This window comes from Clostridium thermobutyricum DSM 4928, assembly GCF_002050515.1.
GTDB classification, from domain to species: Bacteria; Bacillota; Clostridia; order Clostridiales; family Clostridiaceae; genus Clostridium; species Clostridium thermobutyricum.
In genome coordinates this window covers 20,932-43,740 of the sequence record NZ_LTAY01000024.1, presented here as the reverse complement: position 1 = coordinate 43,740, position 22,809 = coordinate 20,932, and the positions used below count along the sequence as shown (strand labels likewise).

Genomic DNA, 22,809 nt, shown 5'->3' with positions numbered 1-22,809 from the left:
AGGAGAGAAATTTATCCTTTTCTCCCCTTAATTTAACACTTTTATACAATTATAATTTATCTTTATCAAACATTGCTCTAAGATTTTTCTTTTCTGTCTTATCTCTTTCTTTAATTCTTTGAGAAAGATACATATATTCAATAATTTTTTTTCTATCAAATAGTAATTTCTTTTCCATTATAGTTTCAACTAAAACTTGTGCTAAATAGTCTGAATCATGTTTAATAGTACCATTTTTAGTTCTTATTAAATTCTTCTCAACTAAATCTATCCCCATATCTTCAAGATTTTTATAATCAATATTAACATAATCAGAACCTTTTGCTTTATATTTTTCTCTCATTTCAGTACTTATAGCACCTGTATTTGCTATAACACAATTTACAATATCTCGCCCACAATATTTTCTAAGAATTTTCACATGATCAGATACATTAAATCCATCAGTTTCTCCTGGCTGTGTCATAACATTTGAAATATATATTTTTAATGCACTACTTTTCTTTATAGATTCTGTTATTCCTTTTACAAGGAGATTAGGAAGTACACTTGTATAAAGACTTCCTGGTCCCATAACAATTGCATCTGCTTCTGCTATAGCTTTTAATGCACCTTCTAAAGGTTTTGCATTAGATGGATTTATTGTTAGTTTCTTAATTCTAGATTTTTGTTTTTGGGCCTCTTCTGGTATATTAGATTCGCCTACTACCTTATTTCCATTTTCTAAATAAGCAATAAGCTGCATATCATCTAAAGTAACAGGAATAACTTTTCCTGTTACAGCAAGAACAGAACTCATTTTTCTTACAGCATCTTCAAAATTTTCAGATACTCCATCCATTGCTGCTAAAAATAAATTTCCAAAACTTTGTCCTTTAAGTCTTCCTTCAGTAAATCTATATTGAAGTAAATCTTCCATTAAAGGCTCTGTATCTGCTAATGCTAAAATACAGTTTCTTATATCACCAGGAGGAAGCATTCCAAGATCTTCTCTTAAATCTCCTGAACCTCCACCATCATCTCCTACAGTAACTATAGCAGTTATATTAGAAGTATAGTATTTAAGTCCTCTAAGCATTGTAGAAAGACCTGTTCCTCCACCTATAACAACAATTTTAGAACCTTTTACAAGAAGTCTTTTTTCAGTTATAAGAGTTTCTATCTTTTTACTGTCAAGAGACATTTTTATATATCCTTTATTCATAAGAGCTATTGTTGATTTTATAGCCTCACTTCCAGCAATATAAATAACAAATACTCCAGTTATATTAAGACATATATAGAATAATTTATAGTAAAAATCATAAACCCTGTGAGTAACAAGTTCTGTAAATCCAAATGCAATTAGCAGAACACCAAATAATCCAAAGAAAACCCAACGTTTAACTTTAATACCTGGCTTGAGCCAATCGGATAGCCTCATAGCTTTTTAGCTCCTCTATGAACATCTTCTGAAACATCTCTATGTTCAATTCCAGCTTTATAACCATCAGCTTCAAGAATTTCATAAATTTTATTTGCTATGGCAACAGATCTATGTCTTCCTCCTGTACAACCAATTGAAATAATAAGCTGTCTCTTTCCTTCCTTAGTATACTTAGGAATAAGGAATTTAAGCATTTCCTCTAATCTTTCTATAAATCCAATAGTCTCTTCTTGTTTCATAACATAATCTCTAACAGGAGCTTCATTTCCTGAAAAAGCTTTTAATTCTGGTATATAAAAAGGATTTGGAATAAATCTAACATCAAATACTAAATCTGAATCTACTGGTATTCCATATTTAAACCCAAAACTTAATACAGTTATCGAAAGCTCTTTATCAGGTTCTGCATTTGACCCAAATAATTCATTTATCTTTTCTCTTAAATCTCCAATTTTATATTTTGAAGTATCTATTATTTGATCAGATCTATCTTTAACTTCTCTTAATTTGTGTCTTTCTTCAGTTATACCAGTAAGAACTCTCGCTTTTGGTGAAAGAGGATGGCTTCTTCTAGCCTCTTTAAATCTTTTTACAAGAACTTCATCTGAGGCTTCTAAGAAAAGAATTTCATATTCTATTTCATTATTTTTTAAATATCTTAAACTTTCAAATAGATCATCAAAGAAAACTCCACCTCTTATATCTGTAACTATAGCTACCTTTTCAAGACTGCTTCTACATGCCTCCGCAAACTTTGGTATAAGTTGTGGTGGTAAATTATCTACGCAAAAATATCCTAAATCTTCCAAACTTCTAGTTGCTTCTGTTTTTCCAGCCCCTGAAAGTCCAGTTACTATTACAAATCTCATCTAGTTTCCTCCTACTTAACATTGGTATATGACTATTATATCATAATATATTTATATTGTTATTTTTCTATAACCATTTCTTGAATTAAGAATTTTTAACATACACTTTACTTTTCTATAATAATCTAATTTTAAGTTATATATTTTTCAAAAAATTTAAATAAAAAAATAAGTAGATAATAATTCTACTTATTTTCATATTATAGTTAGTTTATATTTTATTTATTTCTCTTAATCCTTCTTCTAAATTATACATAAATTCTTTATTATTTTCTTCTTTGCTTATACTTATCCTTAAATGCCCTTTCATTCCTAATAAAAATCCTGGTCTTATTATGAATCCTTTTCTTAATAAATACTCATATATTTTTTTATCATCACATTTTATATCTACCATTATAAAATTAGCTTGTGATTCTATATACTCTAATCCTAGCTTTTTAAACTCTCTTGAAAAATATTCCTTTTGTTCTCTATTGTTTTTTATTACATATTCTAAATGATCATTATCTTTAATCGCTTCTAATGCTGCTTTTTGTGCAAAAAGATTTGAATCAAAAGGATTTATTACTCTATTTAAATATGAAACTATTTCTTTGCTTGCTATTCCATAACCAAATCTTAAAGAAGCTAGTCCATATGCTTTAGAAAATGTTCTAAGTATAATAATATTTTCATGTTTCTTTAAAAGTTCTAATGAATCTGGTAGCTCTATTTCTTTATCTACAAATTCAATATAAGCTTCATCCATTACGATAATTACATTCTTAGGTATTTTATTTATAATTTCATCAAACTCTTTTTTTGTGAATATAGTTCCTGTTGGATTATTAGGATTGCAAAGCCATATTATTTTAGTTTTATCATTTATTTTATTTATCATTTCTTCTAAATCTAATTTATTTTCTTTTAATGGAACTTCTATTGGTATTCCTCCCATTAATAGTGTATTACTTTTATACCTTGGAAATGTTATATTAGCCATTATACTCTCATCTGATTTATTTAAAAAAGTAGCACAGATATCTTTAATAAGTGAATCAGATCCAGCTCCGCAAAAAATCATATCTGACTCAATATTAAATTTCTTACTTAATTCATTCTTAAATTCATAAGATGATGAATCAGGATAAAGACATACCTCATTAATTGTATTCTTTAATACTTCTTTTACCTTTTCTGAACATCCATAAGGATTTTCATTTGATGCCATCTTAATAACTCTTTCTATACCTAATTCTCTTTTAACCTCATCTATAGGTTTTCCTGCTATATATTCTTCTAAATTTAAAACTTCATTTCTAATAATTTTTTTCATAATACCGCCCCCTCAACAATTATACTTATTATAACATTAATGTATTTTTTTTCAATAAAGTTATAAAAAAAGAAGACTTTATATAAAAGTCTTCTTTTTAAATCCTATTTATCTTTACCTATTATTCTAACTTCTGGATGTAATTCAACTCCAAATTGCTTCTTAACTTCAGATTGAACATGATGAATTAAATCTAATATATCTTTTGCAGTTGCACCACCTTTATTTATAACAAAACCAGAGTGCTTGCTTGAAACAGCTGCTCCACCTAATTCAAATCCTTTTAGTCCTGCATCTTGAATTAACTTTCCTGCAAAATACCCTTCTGGTCTTTTAAAAGTACTACCTGCTGAAGGATATTCAAGAGGTTGTTTTGATTCTCTCTTATAAGTTAAATCATCTATTCTATCCTTTATTTTTTGGAATTCACCTTTTTCAAGTTTAAAAACTGCACTTAAAACTATCTCATTATTTTCCATAACTTTTGAAGTTCTATATCCAAGTTCTAATTCTTCTTTACTATATACTTTTATATTTCCATCTTTATCAATAACTTTAGCACTTTCTATCACATGAGCAACTTCACCTAAATAAGCACCTGCATTCATGAATACAGCTCCTCCTACTGATCCTGGAATTCCACATGCAAATTCAAATCCTGTCAATGAATTTTCTAAAGCTAATTTACTTACATCTTTTAATAAAACACCACATTCAGCCTCTATTTTTTCGCCATCTACTTTTAACTGCTTAAGCTCTGTAAGCTTAATTACAACACCATCCATTCCACCATCTTTAACTAAAAGATTAGAACCATTTCCTATAACATAATATGGAATATTGTTGTCCTTACATATCTTTAAAGCTTTTATAACTTGATCTACATTTCTAGGTACTAAAAGTACATCTACTGGTCCTCCAACTTTAAAGTATATATGTTCACTCATTAATGCATTATATTCTATTTGATCTTCTAAAAATACTTCTTTGAATAATTTATTATATTCATTCATTACTAAACTCCTCATTACTGTTATAATTTTATAGTATATTCTAAATTGGAAATTAAAACAAGTGCATTAAAATTACAAATTGTTTAACTCTTTTTATTATTCTTTTTTGTTGAAGTAGTTAATTATACTTTCTGCCGCTTTTCTATTAATTCCTGGTGTTTCTAATAGTTCATCTATTGTTGCTTTTTTAATATTATCTACACTTCCAAATTTCAATAAAAGTTCTTTTCTTCTCTTATTCCCTATATTAGGAATATCATCTAATATTGAATGAAGAGTTCTCTTATCCCTTAAAGATCTATGATATGTTATAGCAAATCTATGTACTTCGTCTCCAATTCTTCTAAGCATCTGCATTAATTCAGAATTACTTCTTATTATAAATTCTTCATTATTATAAATTATACCTCTGGTATTATGCTTATCATCTTTAACTAATCCACAAACCTCTATATTTATTTGAAGATCTCTCAATACCTCTAAAGCGATATTAATCTGACCTTTTCCTCCATCCATTATTATTAGATCTGGAAAGTTAGAAAATTTTCCTTTGGAAAATTGTAAATTCCTACTTTGTATTTCTTGTATTTCTTTTAATCCATGCTCAAATCTTCTAGTTAAGATTTCTCTCATACTATCATAATCATTAGCACCTTTTACTGTTTTTATTCTAAATCGTCTATAGTCACTGTTTTTTGCTTTTCCATCTTCGAATACTATCATACTTCCTACAGAATCTACTCCTTGTATATTAGATATGTCATAAGCTTCAATTCTGTGAGGAAATATATCTAATCCTAATATTTCTGATAATTCATTTAATGAATTTTTATTAGTTGCTTTTTCTTGTAATATTTTATCTTTAAACTTTTCTAAAGTTATTTTTGCATTTTCCTTAACCATATCTAACATACTTTTCTTTTCACCTTTTTGAGGAATTTTTAAAGAAACTTTGCTTCCTCTTTTTATAGTTAAGAATTCTTCTAAAATTTCTTCATCTTCAATATTAGGAATATATATATTTCTTGAAACTTTTGCTGTTCCACTGTAAAAATTAACTATAAACTGTGATAATACTTTTTCATCACTCTCATCAAACGTATTTTCAATTATAAAATGCTCTCTTCCTGTTATTTTTCCATCTCTTAGGAAAAAAACTTGTACACAGCTATCATTATTATCTCTATATATATTTATAAAATCTTCATCACCTTCAGTTACTTTAAACATTTTTTGTTTTTGAACTAAAGTCTGAATAGATATAATTTTATCTCTATAAACTGCAGCTTTCTCAAATTCAAAATTCAAACTTGCTTCTTCCATTTTAGCTTTTAAATCTGCTAATATTGCTTTATCTTTTCCATTTAATATATCAACTATCGAATCAATTATTTTCATATAGTCTTCTTTTGATATATGTCCTCCACAAGGAGCCATGCATTTTTTAATATGATAATTTAAGCAAGGTCTTGTAGGCTCCCCACCAACAACTATATTTTTCTTACAAGTTCTCACAGGAAAGATCTTTCTAATTAAATTTATTGTTTCATAAACTGCACTTCCATCAGTGTAAGGACCAAAATATTTATTTCCATCTTTAGAAAAATTACGTGTCACAAAAACTCTTGGAAAATCTTCATTCATGGTTATTTTTATAAAAGGATAGAATTTATCGTCCTTTAAAAGGATATTATATCTAGGGCTATATTTTTTTATTAAATTACACTCTAAAATTAAGGCTTCCATTTCTGAATCTGTAACTATATATTCGAATTCCCAAATATTCTTTACCATTGCTCGAACTTTTTCAGAATGATTCTTTGAATTTTGAAAATATTGTCTTACTCTATTTTTAAGAATTTTCGCTTTTCCAACATATATTACTTCACCAAGTTTATTTTTCATTAAATAAACCCCTGGTTTATCAGGTAACATTTTTAAGTGATATTCAAAATCAAAAATTTTTACCTCCTCCTTTTTTAATAATTATCTTATACAGTTAATTACAAATTAATTAAAGCACAATTTAATTCTATTGAAAATACTTTTATTTGTTTTTTAATCGTCTTTTTTGTCAAATTATATCTTATATTATAAAATTGTACTCAAAAATTTAGAGGCAAGCCAATTCACTTACCTCTAAAAATTATTTATTGTGGTGGTTTATTATTAAAGAAAGCATGAAGCATAGCTCCTGCAACATCTGAAGCTGCTCCTGCTCCATAACCTGCATCTTCTACACAAACAGCAAACGCTATTTTAGGATCATTTGCTGGTGCAAATCCTTCAAGCCATGAGTCTGGTGCTTTTCCATCATGAGTTGCTGTACCTGTTTTAGCTGCAACATCATATCCTTTAAAGAATGACCAATATCCTCCTGCCATATTATTTTCTACTAAACTTGTCATATAGCTTTTTATTGTTGCTGCATCACTTTGTGACATAACTCTTCTATATTCTTGGTTACTAAATGATTGTACTGTTTGCCCTTGTTGGTTAATAATCTTATTAACTAACTTAGGTTCCATCATTACACCATTATTTGCAACAGTTCCTGCTACAAGAGCCATTTGCATTGGTGATGCAAGAACTCCTGCTTGACCTATACCTGATTGAGCTATTAATCCAATTTGCCAACTATCATATTTAGGGAATTGGCTTGGTGTCATAGCAAATCCAATTGCAGGTATTTGTTCATTAAATCCAAACATTTCAGCTGTCTGTCTTAACTTAGGATTTTGAAGTTGCATTGCAAGAGTACCAAAAACAACATTACTTGAAAGTACAAACGCTCTTCTTAAATCTATATTTCCATCTACTTCATAATCATTATTGTGTAATACTTGCCCATCAGGGAATTTAATTTCTCCTGTATCATGGAATATTTCTGATCCTACTCCTGGAATATTATTTAAAGCACTTGTTGTTGTAACAATCTTAAATGTAGATCCAGGTGGGAATAATCCATTGATAGCTCTATTAACTAGAGGACTACCTGGGTCAGGTAAATTTTTATTTTCTTGTTCTATCTTATTAGCTCTTGCCATTTCTGTCGCTAAGTCATTTGGATTAAATGTTGGCATTGAAACCATTGCTAAAACTTGCCCTGTTTTTGGATCAATTGCAACTGCTCCTCCCTTATGGTTTCCAAAAGCTTTTACTACAGCTTCTTGAACTTTAGTATCAAGTGTAGTAACTACGCTATTACCAACCTGATTACTCTTATTATTTCTTTGGAAGAACATATCTTTTAAATTTTGCCAACTAAAATTATCCATTAAAGTCTTTAAGTCTGTTCTAGTACTATTATAAGTTGATAATTGTTTATCAAAAGTTGCTTCTAATCCAGTAACACCAAATCTTTCACTCATATATCCTATTGGATGTGCAAAAATACCTCCATATGGATATTCTACTTTTTGAGAAAGTGGCCCCGTTCTAACACTCTTTGTTAAAGGATTCATATTTCTATCATAAATAGTTCCTCTTAATACTGAATTTCTTTGTGCCCATACAATTCTATTTCCTTGCTTATGAGCAATATTATAAGCTTTGAAAACTTGAAAGTAAGCAATATATGAAATTAAAGCTATAAATAAAAATAGAAATACTATCATAACTTTTGTTACATTCTTTTTTAAATCATTCATATTAGCTCTCTCCTGAAACTTTTTGAAGTATTCCTAATGCAAACATAGTCGTTATCATCGATGTTCCACCATAACTAACAAGAGGTAACGCAATTCCTGTTAAAGGTATAATTGCAAATATCCCTCCAATTATTACTAGTACTTGACATGCTAACATTGCACTAAATCCAACTACTGTAAGTTGTAAAAATTCATCATCAGTAACAAATGCAGCTCTTATTGCCCTATAAAATAAAAGAAAGTAGATTATTATCATTCCAATTCCTAGAACAATACCTAACTCTTCACAAATTACTGCAAATAAAAAGTCTGTTGTATTAACTGGTACAAAACCTGGATATCCTTGACCTAATCCTAATCCTAATGCTCCTCCAGTAGCTATTGCATAGAAGCCTTGTACTAGCTGATATCCTTTATCACTAGCATATTTCCAAGGATTAAGCCATATCTCAACTCTTAGAGTAACATGTGGAATTATCTTATATGCCACAAAAGACCCAATAGCTGCAAGTCCTAAACAAATTGCTATGTACTTCTTCTTTGCTGTTGCTATAAATAACATAGTTACTGATATACCAAAGAAAATAAGTGCTGAACCTAAGTCATTTTGTAACACCATACAAGCCATAGAATACATAACTACTAATCCAGGTTTAAATATTTGTCTTATATTTTCTTTTGCATTTTTATTTTTAAATCCTCTAAGTGCAGCTGCAAGATATAAAACTAATGCGATTTTACCAAATTCAGATGGCTGAAAACTAAATCCTCCTATGAATACCCAGTTTTTAGCTCCCATTACATCTCTACCAAAAATAAGGGCCATAGGCATAAATATTATAACACCTATCAAATAAAGATTCTGATATTTAGTAAAATTTCTAAAATCCGGTAAGAACTTAATTATTATTAAGAATATAACTAAACCAACTATGAACCATCCAAGTTGCCTTTCGCCCGTTTCTGGACGCAATCTATATAACATTGCAATTCCAATTACAGCTTCTACACTTGCAAATAAAAATATAAATTTATCTCCATTCTTACTTGTTTTCCTAGTAATAAAATAAGCAACTCCAATTACAACACATAAAATTAAACCAACATAAAGAGGCTTTGTATTTATAGGTGTTTTTAAAATTGCTAGATTTGTAAAAAGACCCATACACAGGATAAATATAAGAATTAGAATTCCTAATCCTGTTCTATTTTTTTTCATTTTTTCACCTCAATCACATTAAGCTAACACTTTAAATACTGCTGTTCCAACTCTTATTTCATCTCTAGTGAAAAGCTTAACTCTACCTTTAATTTTTTCTCCATTTAGATAAGTACCATTAGTGCTTCCTAAATCTTCTAGTATTAAAACATTATTTTTAACTACAATTCTTGCGTGTTTTGTTGATGCATAATTATCACTTAATACTATAGTACAATCACTCGATCTTCCTATTGTAGTTATAACCTTAACGGGTACAATTGTTCCAACTTTAAGATTTACATTCTTGCCTGCTTTTACAACTTCAATTCCATGATGTTTTTTGTTAGCAGTTGATTTTCTTTTTTCACCACTTTTAACATCTTTAGCCATTATCTTTAATGCAGATATAATTATGATGAATAATATTAAAATAAAGAAAATTCCAAAAACGCCTCCTATAAATCTTTCAAAACTCATATTTTCACCTCATATTACTTTATCTTTTAGATTATACACTAAAATTAACTTTAATTCATACATTTATCTTACATTTAATTTTATATTAATGTAACCAAGCAATTATGTTAAAATTTTGTTAATATTAACATTTGCTTGGTTTATTACCTATTTTAAGATTTTACTTAAATATTTGCCTGTATATGAATGTTCTTCTTTTAATATTCCTTCTAAAGGTCCAGAATAAACAATATTTCCACCTTTATCTCCACCTTCTGGTCCTAAATCTGTAATATAATCAGCACATTTAATCATATCTAAATTATGTTCAATTACTACTACTGTATTCCCGCCATCTACAAGTCTTTGTAATATTGAAATTAATCTATTTACATCATCTATATGAAGTCCAGTTGTAGGTTCATCAAGAATATAGAATGTTTTTCCTGTACTTCTTTTTGAAAGTTCATATGCAAGCTTTATTCTTTGAGCTTCTCCCCCTGATAATTGTGTTGAAGGTTGCCCAAGTCTTATATATCCAAGTCCTACATCATATAAAGTTTGTAATTTATTTTTTATTCTAGGTATACTATCAAAAAATTCTAAAGCATCTTCTACTGTCATATTTAATACATCATCAATAGTTTTTCCTTTGTATTTAACTTCTAATGTTTCCCTATTATATCTCTTTCCTTTACAAACTTCACATGGTACATATACATCAGATAAAAATTGCATTTCTATTTTTATAATTCCATCTCCTGTACAAGCTTCACATCTACCACCTTTGACATTAAAACTAAATCTTCCAGGTTTATATCCTCTCATTTTAGCTTCTGGTGTTTGTGAGAAAAGTTCTCTTATTATATCAAAAGTTCCTGTATAAGTTGCAGGATTTGAACGTGGAGTTCTTCCTATTGGACTTTGATCAATAGCTATTATCTTATCTATATTTTCTGCGCCTTTAATTTCTTTATGCATTCCAACTGGATTTTTGCTTTTATTTATAATTTTATTTAATCCTTTATAAAGTATTTCATTAACAAGAGTACTTTTTCCTGAACCTGAAACTCCTGTTACCATAGTTAATGCACCTAAATTAAAATCAACTGAAACATTTTTTAAGTTATTCTCACTTGCTTTTATAACAGATATTTTATTTCCATTTCCCTTTCTTCTTTCTTTAGGAACTTCAACTTTTTTCTTTCCAGTTAAATATTGAGAAGTTATTGAATTCTCATCTTGTAATATTTCTTCAAGAGTACCTGCTGCCACTATTTTTCCACCATGTTCTCCAGCACCTGGTCCAATATCAACTATAAAATCAGCTTCTCTCATTGTATCTTCATCATGTTCAACTACTATAACAGTATTTCCAACATCTCTAAGATTTTTTAATGTTTGTATAAGTCTATCATTATCTCTTTGATGAAGTCCTATACTAGGCTCATCAAGTATATATAAAACTCCCATTAGAGCTGAACCAATTTGAGTTGCAAGTCTTATTCTTTGAGATTCTCCTCCTGATAATGTTCCTGAACTTCTAGATAAATTTAAATAATCAAGTCCAACATTAATAAGAAATTCTAATCTACTTCTTATCTCTTTAACTATCTGATCACTTATTATAGCTTCTTTTTCAGATAATTCTATACTATTTATAAAATCTAATTCTTCTTTTATTGACATTTCAGTAAATTGGAATATGTTCTTACCTCCAACAGTAACTGCAAGTGCCTCTTTTTTAAGTCTTGCACCTTTACACTTTGGACAGTAATCATCACTCATATACTGTTCTATTTCGCCTTTAATAATATCAGAATTAGTTTCCATATATCTTCTTTGAAGAGAATTTATTTCTCCTTCCCAATCCACATTATAAGTTGCTTTTATTCCATCTTTAACATAATCTACTTTTACTCTTTCTCCATCTGTTCCATAAAGAATTATATCTAATATCTTTCTATCTAAATCTTTAATTGGAGTTTTTAAATCAAATTTATATTTCTTACTTAAAGAAGTTAGTATGGCAAAAGTCCATGAATCTTCTTTTGTTCTTCCTTCTCCCCAAGGAGCTATTGCACCTTCCATTATACTAAGACTTCTATCTGGAATAACTAAATCTTCATCAATTTCAATTAATGTTCCTAATCCATCACAACGGTCACATTTACCAAAAGGAGAGTTAAAAGAAAACATTCTAGGAGCAAGTTCTTCTATACTAATTCCACAATCAGGGCATGAAAATTTTTCACTATAAAGTCTATCTTCTCCACCAACTATATTTATAATTACAAGTCCATCTCCAAGTTTTAAAGCAGTTTCTACAGAATCTGAAAGTCTACCTTCTATTCCTTCTTTTATAACAAGTCTATCTACTACTGCTTCTATATTATGTTTTTTATTTTTATCTAATTTTATCTCATCTTCGCCAAGTTCATATATTTCACCATCAATTCTTACTCTGACAAAACCATTTTTCTTAATATTATCTAATATTTTTTCATGAACTCCTTTTCGCCCTCTTACTATAGGAGAAAGTACTTGTATCTTTGTTCTTTCTTCTAATTCCATAACTTGATCTATTATTTGATCTATAGATTGCTGGCTTATTACTTTTCCACATTTAGGACAATGTGGAATTCCTATTCTAGCATAAAGTAATCTTAGATAATCATATATTTCTGTTATAGTTCCAACAGTAGAACGTGGATTTTTACTTGTTGTTTTTTGATCTATTGAAATTGCTGGGGAAAGTCCTTCTATATATTCAACATCTGGTTTATTCATTTGACCTAAAAACTGCCTTGCATATGCAGAAAGAGATTCTACATATCTTCTTTGTCCTTCTGCATAAAGAGTATCAAATGCTAATGATGATTTACCGGACCCTGAAAGACCAGTAAATACTATCAATTTATCTCTAGGTATTTCTAAGTTAACATTTTTTAAATTATGTACTTTAGCACCTTTTATAATAATTTTATCCTTCATATCTTTTTCCTCTCTTTCTATCTATATCTATTTTAATCTTTTCCTATAAAATTAATACAGCCAAAGCTATCATTTTAATTAATTCCTTATCTGCTAATTATATCATACTTAATTAACTAAAAATGAATATTATCGAAAATATGTTCCCGTATTTTTTAATCAAAATTATATAAATAATATCGTTATTTTATTTTTCAGTTTTTAGCTTTTTGTATGAAATATTAAATAAAAAAGCCTAAAAAGAAAAAATCTTTTTAGGCTTTTTTATCTATATTTATTTAGATTCTCTTATTATTATCTTAGCAACCTCTTCTGCAACTTCTCCTGTTAATCTAACACATTGCTTTTTATGTACATCTGATCCCATAACTAGTCCTTTTGTTAATACTCTACAGCATGTACTTTTATTCATTTCTCTAAATTTATCATGTAACTCTTTTGATATTTGCATAGTTTTATCTACTTCAGTTCCATTTGGTTTGTTTCTACCAAACATCATACCTAATGCCATAATACCTCCAGATAATGCTCCACATGTACAACCTGATCTTCCCATTCCTACTGGAAATCCTGATGCCATTTTTACAATATCATCACTTATTTCTGGTGCAAAAGCATCTTTAATAACTTTTATTATAGCTTCTGAACAGAAAAACTCACCTCTTTGATAATATCCTTCAGCTTTTTCTCTTAATTCTTGAATATTTATTTCTTCCATAACTCTCCTCCTAAGTATAATACTATTTTAGATTATAGCACTTTATATTTAAATAGTTAATGATTTTTGTTATGGAATTAAATCACATTATATCTCTTTTAAACATAAATAATTTATTTACTCAAATATTAATAAAAAAAGAATTTCATTTCTGAAATCCTTTTTTCTCTAACTCTTATTAATTATCTAAAGTTGCATCCATTCCTGATAAAAAGCTTAAATCTAATTCTTTACCTCTTGCTTTATTTATAACATAACATAGCTTGTCTATTATAACTAAAATAATAGCAAATAAAACAAATCCTATAACTACAAATTTCATTGATGAAATAAATTGAGATAAATCCATTTTATCTATATTGAAAAATGAATATGGAAAATATCCTGTTATTTTTCCCATTACAATAGCAAAAATCATATAGCAAATTGGCCATATTTCCCATTTAATAATATCCTTAAACTTATACGTTCCTTTTGGATAAAAGAATAACCAATCTAAGAAGAAAACTACTGGAGTAAATCCATGTAATATGCATGTCTCAAATTTATCCCATCCAACTTGATGCCATTGAGCATTTAAAATTAGCCAGAAAACTGCTCCAGCAACCCATACATATAAGTTTAATGCTCCTCTTACACCTCTTTTATTAAAAAATTTAATTTTATTATCTAAGAATGTATCATTTATAAACCAAATTAAAACAAAAATATTACTCCATTGAGTAAAATAATCAAAGTAACCTAGAACTCGTCCTATTGAATTTGATATATCTGGTTTTACCCAAACTTGCATTATAAAAGATATTGTTAATCCTAATATTATGATTGCAATAGCTAAAGTTCTCCAAATTTTCTTTATTTTTCCCATTAAATCACCTATCTATAAATATTTTATGTCTCTAAATTATAATAAAAATATTTTGATATTCAAAGTATTTTTTTTTAATATCTAGTTAACAAATATAAAATTTAAAACTATTCCTATTTAAATACTTCATCATTATAAGTAAATTTTTATTTCTTAATATAAAAAGCAATGCTTTTTAGCATTGCTTTTTAATTCTAATATTTAGTTTGATTTTAATTTTTCAATCATATCTCTTAATTCAGCAGCTCTCTCGAATTGAAGATTTTTAGCTGCAACCATCATTTCATCTGTATACTCTTTAATTAATTTTTCTTTTTCTTTTTTAGTTAATTTCTTTTCTTTAACTTCTGCCTCATATTTAGCCTCATCTTCTGAAACTTTTGTGGCTTCTATAACATCACGTACGTCTTTTATAATTGTTTTTGGAATTATTCCATGTTCTTCATTATAAACCATTTGTATACTTCTTCTTCTATTAGTTTCTTTTATAGCTCTATCCATTGAGCCTGTAATATTATCAGCATACATTATAACTTTACTTTCTGCATTCCTTGCAGCTCTTCCAATAGTTTGAACCATTGAAGTTTCTGATCTTAAAAATCCTTCTTTATCTGCATCAAGTATTGCAACTAAAGCTACCTCTGGTATATCTAATCCTTCTCTTAAAAGGTTAATTCCTACTAATACATCAAATTCTCCAAGTCTTAAATCTCTTATTATCTTCATTCTTTCTATTGTATCTATATCAGAATGCATATATGTTGTTTTAACCCCAAGCTCTGTTAAATATTTAGTTAAATCTTCAGCCATTTTCTTTGTTAATGTTGTAATAAGAGTTCTAAATCCTCTCTTTGTAGTTTGTAGTATTTCACTATAAAGATCATCTATTTGTCCAGTTACTGGTCTTATTTCTATTGGTGGATCTAAAAGTCCTGTTGGTCTAATTATTTGTTCTGCAACTACTTTTTCATGTTCTTCTTCATATTTTCCTGGAGTAGCACTTACAAATACAACTTGATTTATTTTACTTTCAAATTCTTCAAACTTAAGTGGTCTATTATCATATGCACAAGGTAATCTAAATCCATATTCTACTAGAGAATCTTTTCTTGATCTATCACCTGCATACATAGCTCTAACTTGTGGAAGTGTAACGTGACTTTCATCTATAAACATTAAAAAATCTTCTGGAAAATAATCTATAAGAGTTTTAGGCGGAGAACCTGCTTCTCTTCCATCAAGTATCCTAGAATAATTTTCTATTCCACTACAATATCCCATTTCTCTAATCATTTCTATATCATAATTAGTTCTTTGTCTTAATCTTTGAGCTTCTAATAATTTATCTTGTGAATTAAGTTCTATTAATCTTTTTTCTAATTCATCTTCTATTTTTCCAATAGATCTTTCAATAACTTCTTGTGACGCAGCAAAGTGAGAAGCTGGCATTATATGAGCATGCTCTCTTTCTCCAATTATAGTTCCTGTTAAAACATCAAACTCTCTTATTCTATCAATCTCATCTCCAAAAAATTCAACTCTTATCCCTTTATTTGATTGAGATGCAGGAATTATATCAAGAGAATCTCCTCTAACCCTAAAAGTTCCTCTTGAAAAATCTATGTCATTTCTTTCATATTGAATTTCTATAAGCTTTCTTATTACTTCATCTCTATCCTTTTCCATTCCTTTTCTAAGGCTTATTGTAAGCTTTTTATATTCATCCGGATTTCCTAATCCATAAATACAAGATACAGAAGCAACTATTATAACATCTCTTCTCTCAAATAGTGCAGATGTAGCTGAATGTCTAAGTTTATCTATTTCATCATTTATTGATGCATCTTTTTCTATAAATGTATCAGTTTGAGGAACATATGCTTCTGGTTGATAATAATCGTAATATGAAACAAAATATTCAACTATACTATTTGGAAAAAATTCTTTAAACTCAGCACAAAGTTGAGCTGCTAAAGTTTTATTATGGGCAAGTACAAGTGTTGGTTTTCCAACTCGCTCTATTATATTTGCCATAGTAAAAGTTTTTCCTGATCCAGTTACCCCAAGTAAAGTTTGATATTTATTACCTTTATTTAAGGAATCAACTAACGTATCTATTGCTTTTGGTTGATCTCCCATTGGTTTAAATTTTGATTCTATCTTAAAAGTATCCATTCCTTTTCACCTCTCTTTATAAGTTATCCATTTTTAATCTTTTTATTTTCATCCAATTTTCTAATTTGATCTTGTTTTTCTTTTAAAACATGTCCAAAATTATTTTTATTTAATATTGAAACTGGTACAACAAGTATTCCTAAACCTTTATTTAGATCTTTATCAATTTTTAATTTTAATTCTTTATCTTTTTTTATGATAGTAATCTCTACATCTCTTTGAATACAATCCCTCATTATATATATTTCATTTTCAGACATAACTATTTTATCATTTATTTTTTTTATTATATCTCCAGCTCTAATTCCAGCTTTATATGATAGGGAATTAGGAATAACTTCTATTACACATATTCTCCCTGGCAAACTATAAAATATTGGTTTTCTTTTATTTTCTCTATATCTTTGAACTTTTATCTGTATTTCATGTAAGATAGGAAGTAAAATTAATACTAATATTTTAAAAATTAGTCCTAAATTGGCTATTTGACCTAATATTGTAATAATTATTCCATAAATAATAATTATTATTCCAGCTTCTAGCCTTTTTTCTCTTCTATTCTTCGTAAAAGTTAACCCTGAGTAATTGAAAACTCCATAAAAAGTCATCATTAAAATAGCACTACTGCTTAATAATGATATAGTATATGGAGATCTTAAAATTGGCCACCAACTCGGAGTATTTATATATTTCTGTGAAATTGAACAAAATGTATTTTGCTTAACAAATACTAATATACTTATAGGCAAAAACCAATATCTATTTAATAAATATCCGCCCCATATAACTCCTTGTTTTTTTGAAAATACTGGAATAGAACCTTTACTACCATCTATTATAACTAACAATCCTTCTATAATATGTAAAATACCTACAAATGTAACTAACATGATAATATCAATATTTAAATTATTAGTTGTCTTTCCTCTCATTATTACATATTTATATAATAAACTTATAAATCCTAAAATAGATGCTCCATAAGAATAACATGCGAATCTCGGTTTTATGACCATTAATATTATAGATATTATGAATAATGTTGCTATCCCTGAATTTTCTCTAAATATTATTCCAAGAAAGTTACATACAAATCCTAATATTATTCCCGCTATTATTCCTAGTGCAAATTGGGAAAGAGTTAATTCAAGAGGAGAATTTATACTCTCCCCTAATATCATTTTCTGCATTTTTGCTACTCTTAAGTTTTTCCAATAAAATATTATACCAATAATTACGAGTATTCCAAAAAAAAATGGATCTATAATAATTCCTGATAAAGCCTTTAAAGTATAAATTTCTAAATCCAAAATCTACCTCCTAAAAGTTTATTTAGTTTTATCTTCAATAACTTCTATGGCTTTTTTTAGTTGAATATCTGTATTTCTATCATAAGGTTTTTCTAAAACTTCTTTAGGAATTTCTACTACTATATCTGGTTTTATACCTTTTTTATGAATATTTTCCCCATTAGGAGTATAATATTTTGATATTGTAACTTTTAAGGCACTTCCATCACTAAATTCAATTGGTGCTTGAACTATTCCTTTTCCGAAACTATTTTCTCCTACAATAGTTGCAACTTTATAATCTCTTAAAGCTCCAGTTACAACTTCTGATGCACTAGCACTTCCACCATCAATTAATGTTACTAATGGCATTCCTTCAGCAACTCCGCCTTTTGATTCCTTAACTTCTTTCTTATCATATTTATTTATAGTATAGGTTATAGTTTCTCCCTTTTTTATAAATTGTGATGCTACACCTATTGCTTCATGAAGATATCCCCCTGGGTTTCCTCTTAAATCTAGAATAAGTCCTTTCATTCCTTTTTCTTTAAGAGAATTTATCCCTTTTTTCAATTTGTCTGTAACACCTTCATTAAATCCTGTTATTTGAATATATCCTATATTATTTGAAAGCATCTCTACTATAACGTCTTCTGTCTTTATTTCATCTCTTATTACTTTAACATTTTTCTTTTCTTTTGAATCTTTTGATTCAATAACAAGATTTACAGCTTCACCTTTCTTTCCTTTTATCAATTTGCTTGCTTTTTCTATATCACCTTTAATCTCTTGTCCGTCTATTTCTACTATTATATCTTCTGGCTTTATCCCAGCCTTTTTGGCAGGAGAATTTTCCATAGGTTTTACTACTTCTACTTTATTATCTTTAATTCCTATATGAACTCCAATCCCAACATATTCTCCTGAATTATGCTCATTATAACTTTCATATTCTTCTTTAGTCATATAGATTGTATACGGATCTTTTAAGGAATTTGCCATTCCTTTTATTGCTCCTTCTAAAAGCACTTTATCTTCAACTTCGCCATCATAATTTGAAATTATCGCATTTCTCACATCAAATAATTCTTTATATTTAGCTGTATCGCTAGCTTCTTGAATAGCATTTTTCACTTTTGAATTTATATTAGTAAGTATTAATCCTTTTGTTGATGCAATATTACCTGCATAAAAAGATCCAGTTGCTATAACAACTCCAGCAACAGCTATGATTACTTTATTTAGCCCCTCTTTTCTCATACTCTTTCCTCACATATCTTTATTTTACATAAAAATTTAAAATAAAACTCAGTGGATAAATTATCCACTGAGTTTATTATACATTATAGTATATTCAATTTCATTCTTTTTATACAACTAAGAATTTTCTTAATGAGAAGTAACTTGCTCCTCCACCTATAACAGCACCTGCTATAGCAAATTGCCATAATAATGATGTGTATATATATGAAGTTCCTACTATATCTACAAATAACATTTTAGTTGTTATCCAGCTAAAGAAGCCTTGATATGCAAATCCTACAAGAATACTAGCTAATATAGCTCCTACAAGCCCTATTATCATTCCTTCTATAATAAATGGCCATCTTATAAACCAGTCTGTTGCTCCAACAAACTTCATTATTCCTACTTCTCTACGCCTTGAATAAACAGTAAGTTTTGTTGTATTCATAATTAAGAATATTGCAACTCCTATTAATATTAGGAATAGAATAACCCCTATAATTCTAACTGCATTTACAATTCTAGTTATTGTATTAATTAAATCTTGTTGATTTCCTATACTATCAACACCAGGCATATTTTTAATAGCATTCGCTACTGTTTGCGCATCTTCTGGTTTATTTAATTTAACAACATAGGATGCTGGGAATGGATTGTTTTGTAAACTATATCCTTCAAGTAATCCTTTATTATTTTCTGAACCTTTTTGGAAGTTTATGAATGCTTGATCTTTTGATTCGTAAGTAACATCCTTAACTTCTGGCATATCCTTTAATTTTATTTCAATTTCTCTTTGATCTACTAACTTAATATCATTTTGTAAAAATACTTTTAATTCAACCTTAGATTGAACTCCATTTAACGCTAAACCTACGTTCTTACTCACTAGTACGAATATACCAAGAACAAAGAACGTAATAAGCACAGTTATTACTGAAGCTAAACATATTGTTTTGTTTCTTTTTAAACTTTTTAAAGCATCAACTATAAAATGCTTTATCGTATTAATCTTCATCAGTATATCTACCCCTTTCCTCATCTCTTACAATTTCACCTTTATCAATAGCTATAACTCTCTTTTTCATATCATTAACTATTTCTTGAGCATGAGTAGCCATTAATATTGTAGTTCCTGCTGAATTAATGTCTTCTAAAAGCTCCATTATTTCACTAGCAGTTTGAGGGTCAAGGTTTCCTGTAGGCTCATCACAAATTAAAACTGAAGGATTATTAACAATTGCTCGTGCTAAAGAAACTCTCTGTTGCTCTCCTCCAGACAATTCATTTGGAAACATTTTATATTTGTGAGATAATCCAACAAGTGATAATACCATTGGAACTCTTCTTCTAATTTCTTTTGGTGAAGCTTCTACAACTTTCATTGCGAAAGCAACATTTTCATATACATTTAAAGTTGGTATAAGTCTAAAGTCTTGGAAAACCATCCCTATTTTTCTTCTGTAATAAGGTGTCTTCCCTCTTGATATTTCTGATAGGTCTTGACCTGCAACCGTTATTGTACCATTTGTAGGATCAACTTCTTTTAGTATCATTTTTATAAAAGTTGATTTCCCAGCACCAGATGGACCAACTAAGAAAACAAATTCACCTGAATCTATTGTTATGTTTACATCTGAAAGCGCTTTTACATTATTATCATAAATCTTTGATACACTTTTAAATTCAATCATTATTTTACACTCCTTATAGAATTGGACATATTTACATGCCCTTGTCCATTATAAATTTTATTATATCACATAGAATATTCATTTTTATATAAAAATTTATTAAGTTTTTCTTTTTTGTCTATTTTTCGTTATTAATTTTCATTTATTTTAAATCCTTCACCAAAAACCTCGTGCGCTTCCCCAACAGTAATAAATGCATCTTTATCAACTTCTCTTATATGATTCTTAAGCTTTATGAATTCATTCCTTCCAAGAACAGTGTAAATTACAAACTTTTCTTTTTTAGTATATCCACCAAAACCTTTTATGCAAGTACATCCTCTTCCAAGTTCCTGCATAATAAACCTACTTATTTTCTCACTGTGTTCACTAATTATTATAATTTGTTTAGCAACATTAAATCCTTCTATCATCTTATCAATAAGAATTCCAAGAAGAATTACACTAAGCATAGCATAAAATCCTAAAGTTAATCCAAAAACTAAAGCTGCCGCAAATGTTATTAAAAAATCTACTATTAAAACAGATTTTCCAATATCAATATGCATATATTTATTCATAAGCTTTGCTATAATATCAGTTCCTCCTGTAGATGAATTTGAATTAAATACAATTGCCATACCTATTGCAGATATTATTGTACCAAATATAGTTGCTATTACTAAATCTTGAGTTAATGCGAAAGGATTAAAAAATTTTTCTATAATCCACATAAAAACTGATAATAAAAGACTTGCATATATAGTTCTTCCTCCAAAATTTCCTCCAATAAACATAAATGCAACTGCAAATAAAATAACATTTAAAACTAAAGTCAAAGCTCCGATTCCGATTGCTGGTATAAATTTATTTATCACTATTGCTAATCCTGTTATTCCACCAGCAGCTAAATCATTTGGTGCAAAGAAATATTCAACTGATATTGCTACTAATACTATTCCGATTGTTATCATTACATAATCTTTTACTACTGCTTTTTTCATACACTTACTCCTTTACATTATAGCTATCACTCAATTTTCTCAAATCCTTTTCCTAATACATCATGAGCATCATTTACTATAACAAAAGCTTCTGGTTCATTTTCTTTTAAAAATTTTCTTACTTTCATTAATTGAGCTCTTTCAAGTACACAATATATAATATTCTTATTTTCTCCAGTATAACCACCCTCACCTGTGAAAATAGTACAACCTCTATCTATATCATTTATTATATATTCTTTTATATATTTTGTTTTATTTGTGAAAATTATTACTTGATGACATGTATAATATCCAGAAATAACTTTATCTATAACTATTCCTGTTAAAATAACACAAATTGCAGCATATATAGCTTTTTCTATTCCAAATGTGATTCCACTAAATATAACAACAATTATGTCAACTATTTGCATTCCTCTTCCCATTTCTATATGGAAAAATTTATTGAGTATTTTAGCTATTATGTCCGTACCACCAGTTGATGCATCTTGAGTAAATACTATTCCAAGTCCAGTTCCTAAAAATAAACTTCCTGCAATTGTAGAAAGCATTAAATCATTTGTTACTGCCATTGGAGTAAAAAATTCTTCTATTGCCCAATTTATAAAAGATATTCCCATGGCTGCATATATTGTTTTACCACCAAAATCTCTTCCTATAAAAATAAATGTAATAATAAATAAGAATATATTTAATACTCCCATTACTAAACCTACATTTAATCCTTTAATATACTCACATATAACTACTGAAATTCCTGTTACTCCTCCAGCAGTTATATTATTTGGTATAAAAAAGAACTGAATTGCTATAACTACAAACAACATTCCTATAGTTATCATTAAATATTCTTTAAATTTTTCTTTCATTTTCTCTAATATCCCCTTTAAATATGTACTATTATAAAAAA

The 22,809-nt window shown here is 28.2% G+C and carries 18 protein-coding genes; all 18 read right to left on the bottom strand.

Features of this window, described 5'->3' with window-relative positions; all coding sequences use genetic code 11:
* Positions 1–49: 49 nt before the first annotated feature.
* Positions 50–1,423 (bottom strand): gluconeogenesis factor YvcK family protein, encoded by a 1,374-nt coding sequence (locus tag CLTHE_RS03490; protein WP_080022011.1) that lies wholly within the window; start codon positions 1,421–1,423, stop codon positions 50–52.
* Positions 1,420–2,295, bottom strand: a complete 876-nt coding sequence (rapZ, locus tag CLTHE_RS03485) for an RNase adapter RapZ (protein WP_002596680.1) — start codon at positions 2,293–2,295, stop codon at positions 1,420–1,422. Before rapZ ends, CLTHE_RS03490 begins: the two co-directional genes overlap by 4 nt.
* A gap of 211 nt (positions 2,296–2,506) precedes the next feature.
* Complete coding sequence (hisC, locus tag CLTHE_RS03480) at positions 2,507–3,613, bottom strand: histidinol-phosphate transaminase (RefSeq protein WP_080022010.1); 1,107 nt, start codon at positions 3,611–3,613, stop codon at positions 2,507–2,509.
* Between the two features lie 104 nt (positions 3,614–3,717).
* Positions 3,718–4,626, bottom strand: a complete 909-nt coding sequence (gene murB / locus CLTHE_RS03475) for a UDP-N-acetylmuramate dehydrogenase (RefSeq protein WP_080022009.1) — start codon at positions 4,624–4,626, stop codon at positions 3,718–3,720.
* 96 nt (positions 4,627–4,722) lie between these two features.
* Complete coding sequence (gene uvrC, locus CLTHE_RS03470; protein WP_080022008.1) at positions 4,723–6,588, bottom strand: excinuclease ABC subunit UvrC; 1,866 nt, start codon at positions 6,586–6,588, stop codon at positions 4,723–4,725.
* Between the two features lie 188 nt (positions 6,589–6,776).
* Positions 6,777–8,276 (bottom strand): peptidoglycan D,D-transpeptidase FtsI family protein, encoded by a 1,500-nt coding sequence (locus tag CLTHE_RS03465; protein ID WP_080022007.1) that lies wholly within the window; start codon positions 8,274–8,276, stop codon positions 6,777–6,779.
* Position 8,277: 1 nt separating this feature from the next.
* Positions 8,278–9,495, bottom strand: coding sequence for an FtsW/RodA/SpoVE family cell cycle protein (locus CLTHE_RS03460; RefSeq protein WP_080022006.1), 1,218 nt, complete (start codon positions 9,493–9,495; stop codon positions 8,278–8,280).
* 18 nt (positions 9,496–9,513) lie between these two features.
* A complete protein-coding gene (locus CLTHE_RS03455) occupies positions 9,514–9,954 on the bottom strand; it encodes an FHA domain-containing protein (RefSeq protein WP_002596674.1) in 441 nt (146 codons plus the stop codon).
* Positions 9,955–10,101: 147 nt separating this feature from the next.
* Positions 10,102–12,927, bottom strand: a complete 2,826-nt coding sequence (uvrA, locus tag CLTHE_RS03450) for an excinuclease ABC subunit UvrA (RefSeq protein ID WP_080022005.1) — start codon at positions 12,925–12,927, stop codon at positions 10,102–10,104.
* A 274-nt stretch (positions 12,928–13,201) separates the two neighbouring features.
* Positions 13,202–13,645, bottom strand: coding sequence for a C-GCAxxG-C-C family protein (locus CLTHE_RS03445; protein ID WP_002596672.1), 444 nt, complete (start codon positions 13,643–13,645; stop codon positions 13,202–13,204).
* Between the two features lie 178 nt (positions 13,646–13,823).
* Positions 13,824–14,513, bottom strand: a complete 690-nt coding sequence (locus CLTHE_RS03440) for a Pr6Pr family membrane protein (RefSeq protein ID WP_080022004.1) — start codon at positions 14,511–14,513, stop codon at positions 13,824–13,826.
* Between the two features lie 201 nt (positions 14,514–14,714).
* Complete coding sequence (gene uvrB, locus CLTHE_RS03435) at positions 14,715–16,688, bottom strand: excinuclease ABC subunit UvrB (protein ID WP_080022003.1); 1,974 nt, start codon at positions 16,686–16,688, stop codon at positions 14,715–14,717.
* 23 nt (positions 16,689–16,711) lie between these two features.
* Positions 16,712–17,998 carry a PDZ domain-containing protein gene (locus CLTHE_RS03430; RefSeq protein ID WP_080022002.1) on the bottom strand — a complete coding sequence of 429 codons (1,287 nt, stop codon included), beginning with the start codon at positions 17,996–17,998 and terminating at the stop codon, positions 16,712–16,714.
* Between the two features lie 18 nt (positions 17,999–18,016).
* Positions 18,017–19,237: a S41 family peptidase gene (locus tag CLTHE_RS03425; protein ID WP_080022001.1), complete on the bottom strand. Its 1,221-nt coding sequence runs from the start codon at positions 19,235–19,237 to the stop codon at positions 18,017–18,019.
* A 109-nt stretch (positions 19,238–19,346) separates the two neighbouring features.
* Complete coding sequence (gene ftsX, locus CLTHE_RS03420) at positions 19,347–20,237, bottom strand: permease-like cell division protein FtsX (protein ID WP_080022000.1); 891 nt, start codon at positions 20,235–20,237, stop codon at positions 19,347–19,349.
* The gene (gene ftsE, locus CLTHE_RS03415; RefSeq protein WP_002596666.1) at positions 20,227–20,913 is read right to left on the bottom strand and encodes a cell division ATP-binding protein FtsE; all 687 of its coding nucleotides are present in this window, start codon (positions 20,911–20,913) and stop codon (positions 20,227–20,229) included. The genes ftsX and ftsE overlap by 11 nt, the downstream gene beginning before the upstream one ends.
* Positions 20,914–21,044: 131 nt before the next feature.
* Positions 21,045–21,896: a YitT family protein gene (locus CLTHE_RS03410; protein ID WP_080021999.1), complete on the bottom strand. Its 852-nt coding sequence runs from the start codon at positions 21,894–21,896 to the stop codon at positions 21,045–21,047.
* Positions 21,897–21,922: 26 nt separating this feature from the next.
* Positions 21,923–22,768 carry a YitT family protein gene (locus CLTHE_RS03405; protein WP_080021998.1) on the bottom strand — a complete coding sequence of 282 codons (846 nt, stop codon included), beginning with the start codon at positions 22,766–22,768 and terminating at the stop codon, positions 21,923–21,925.
* Positions 22,769–22,809: the final 41 nt, after the last annotated feature.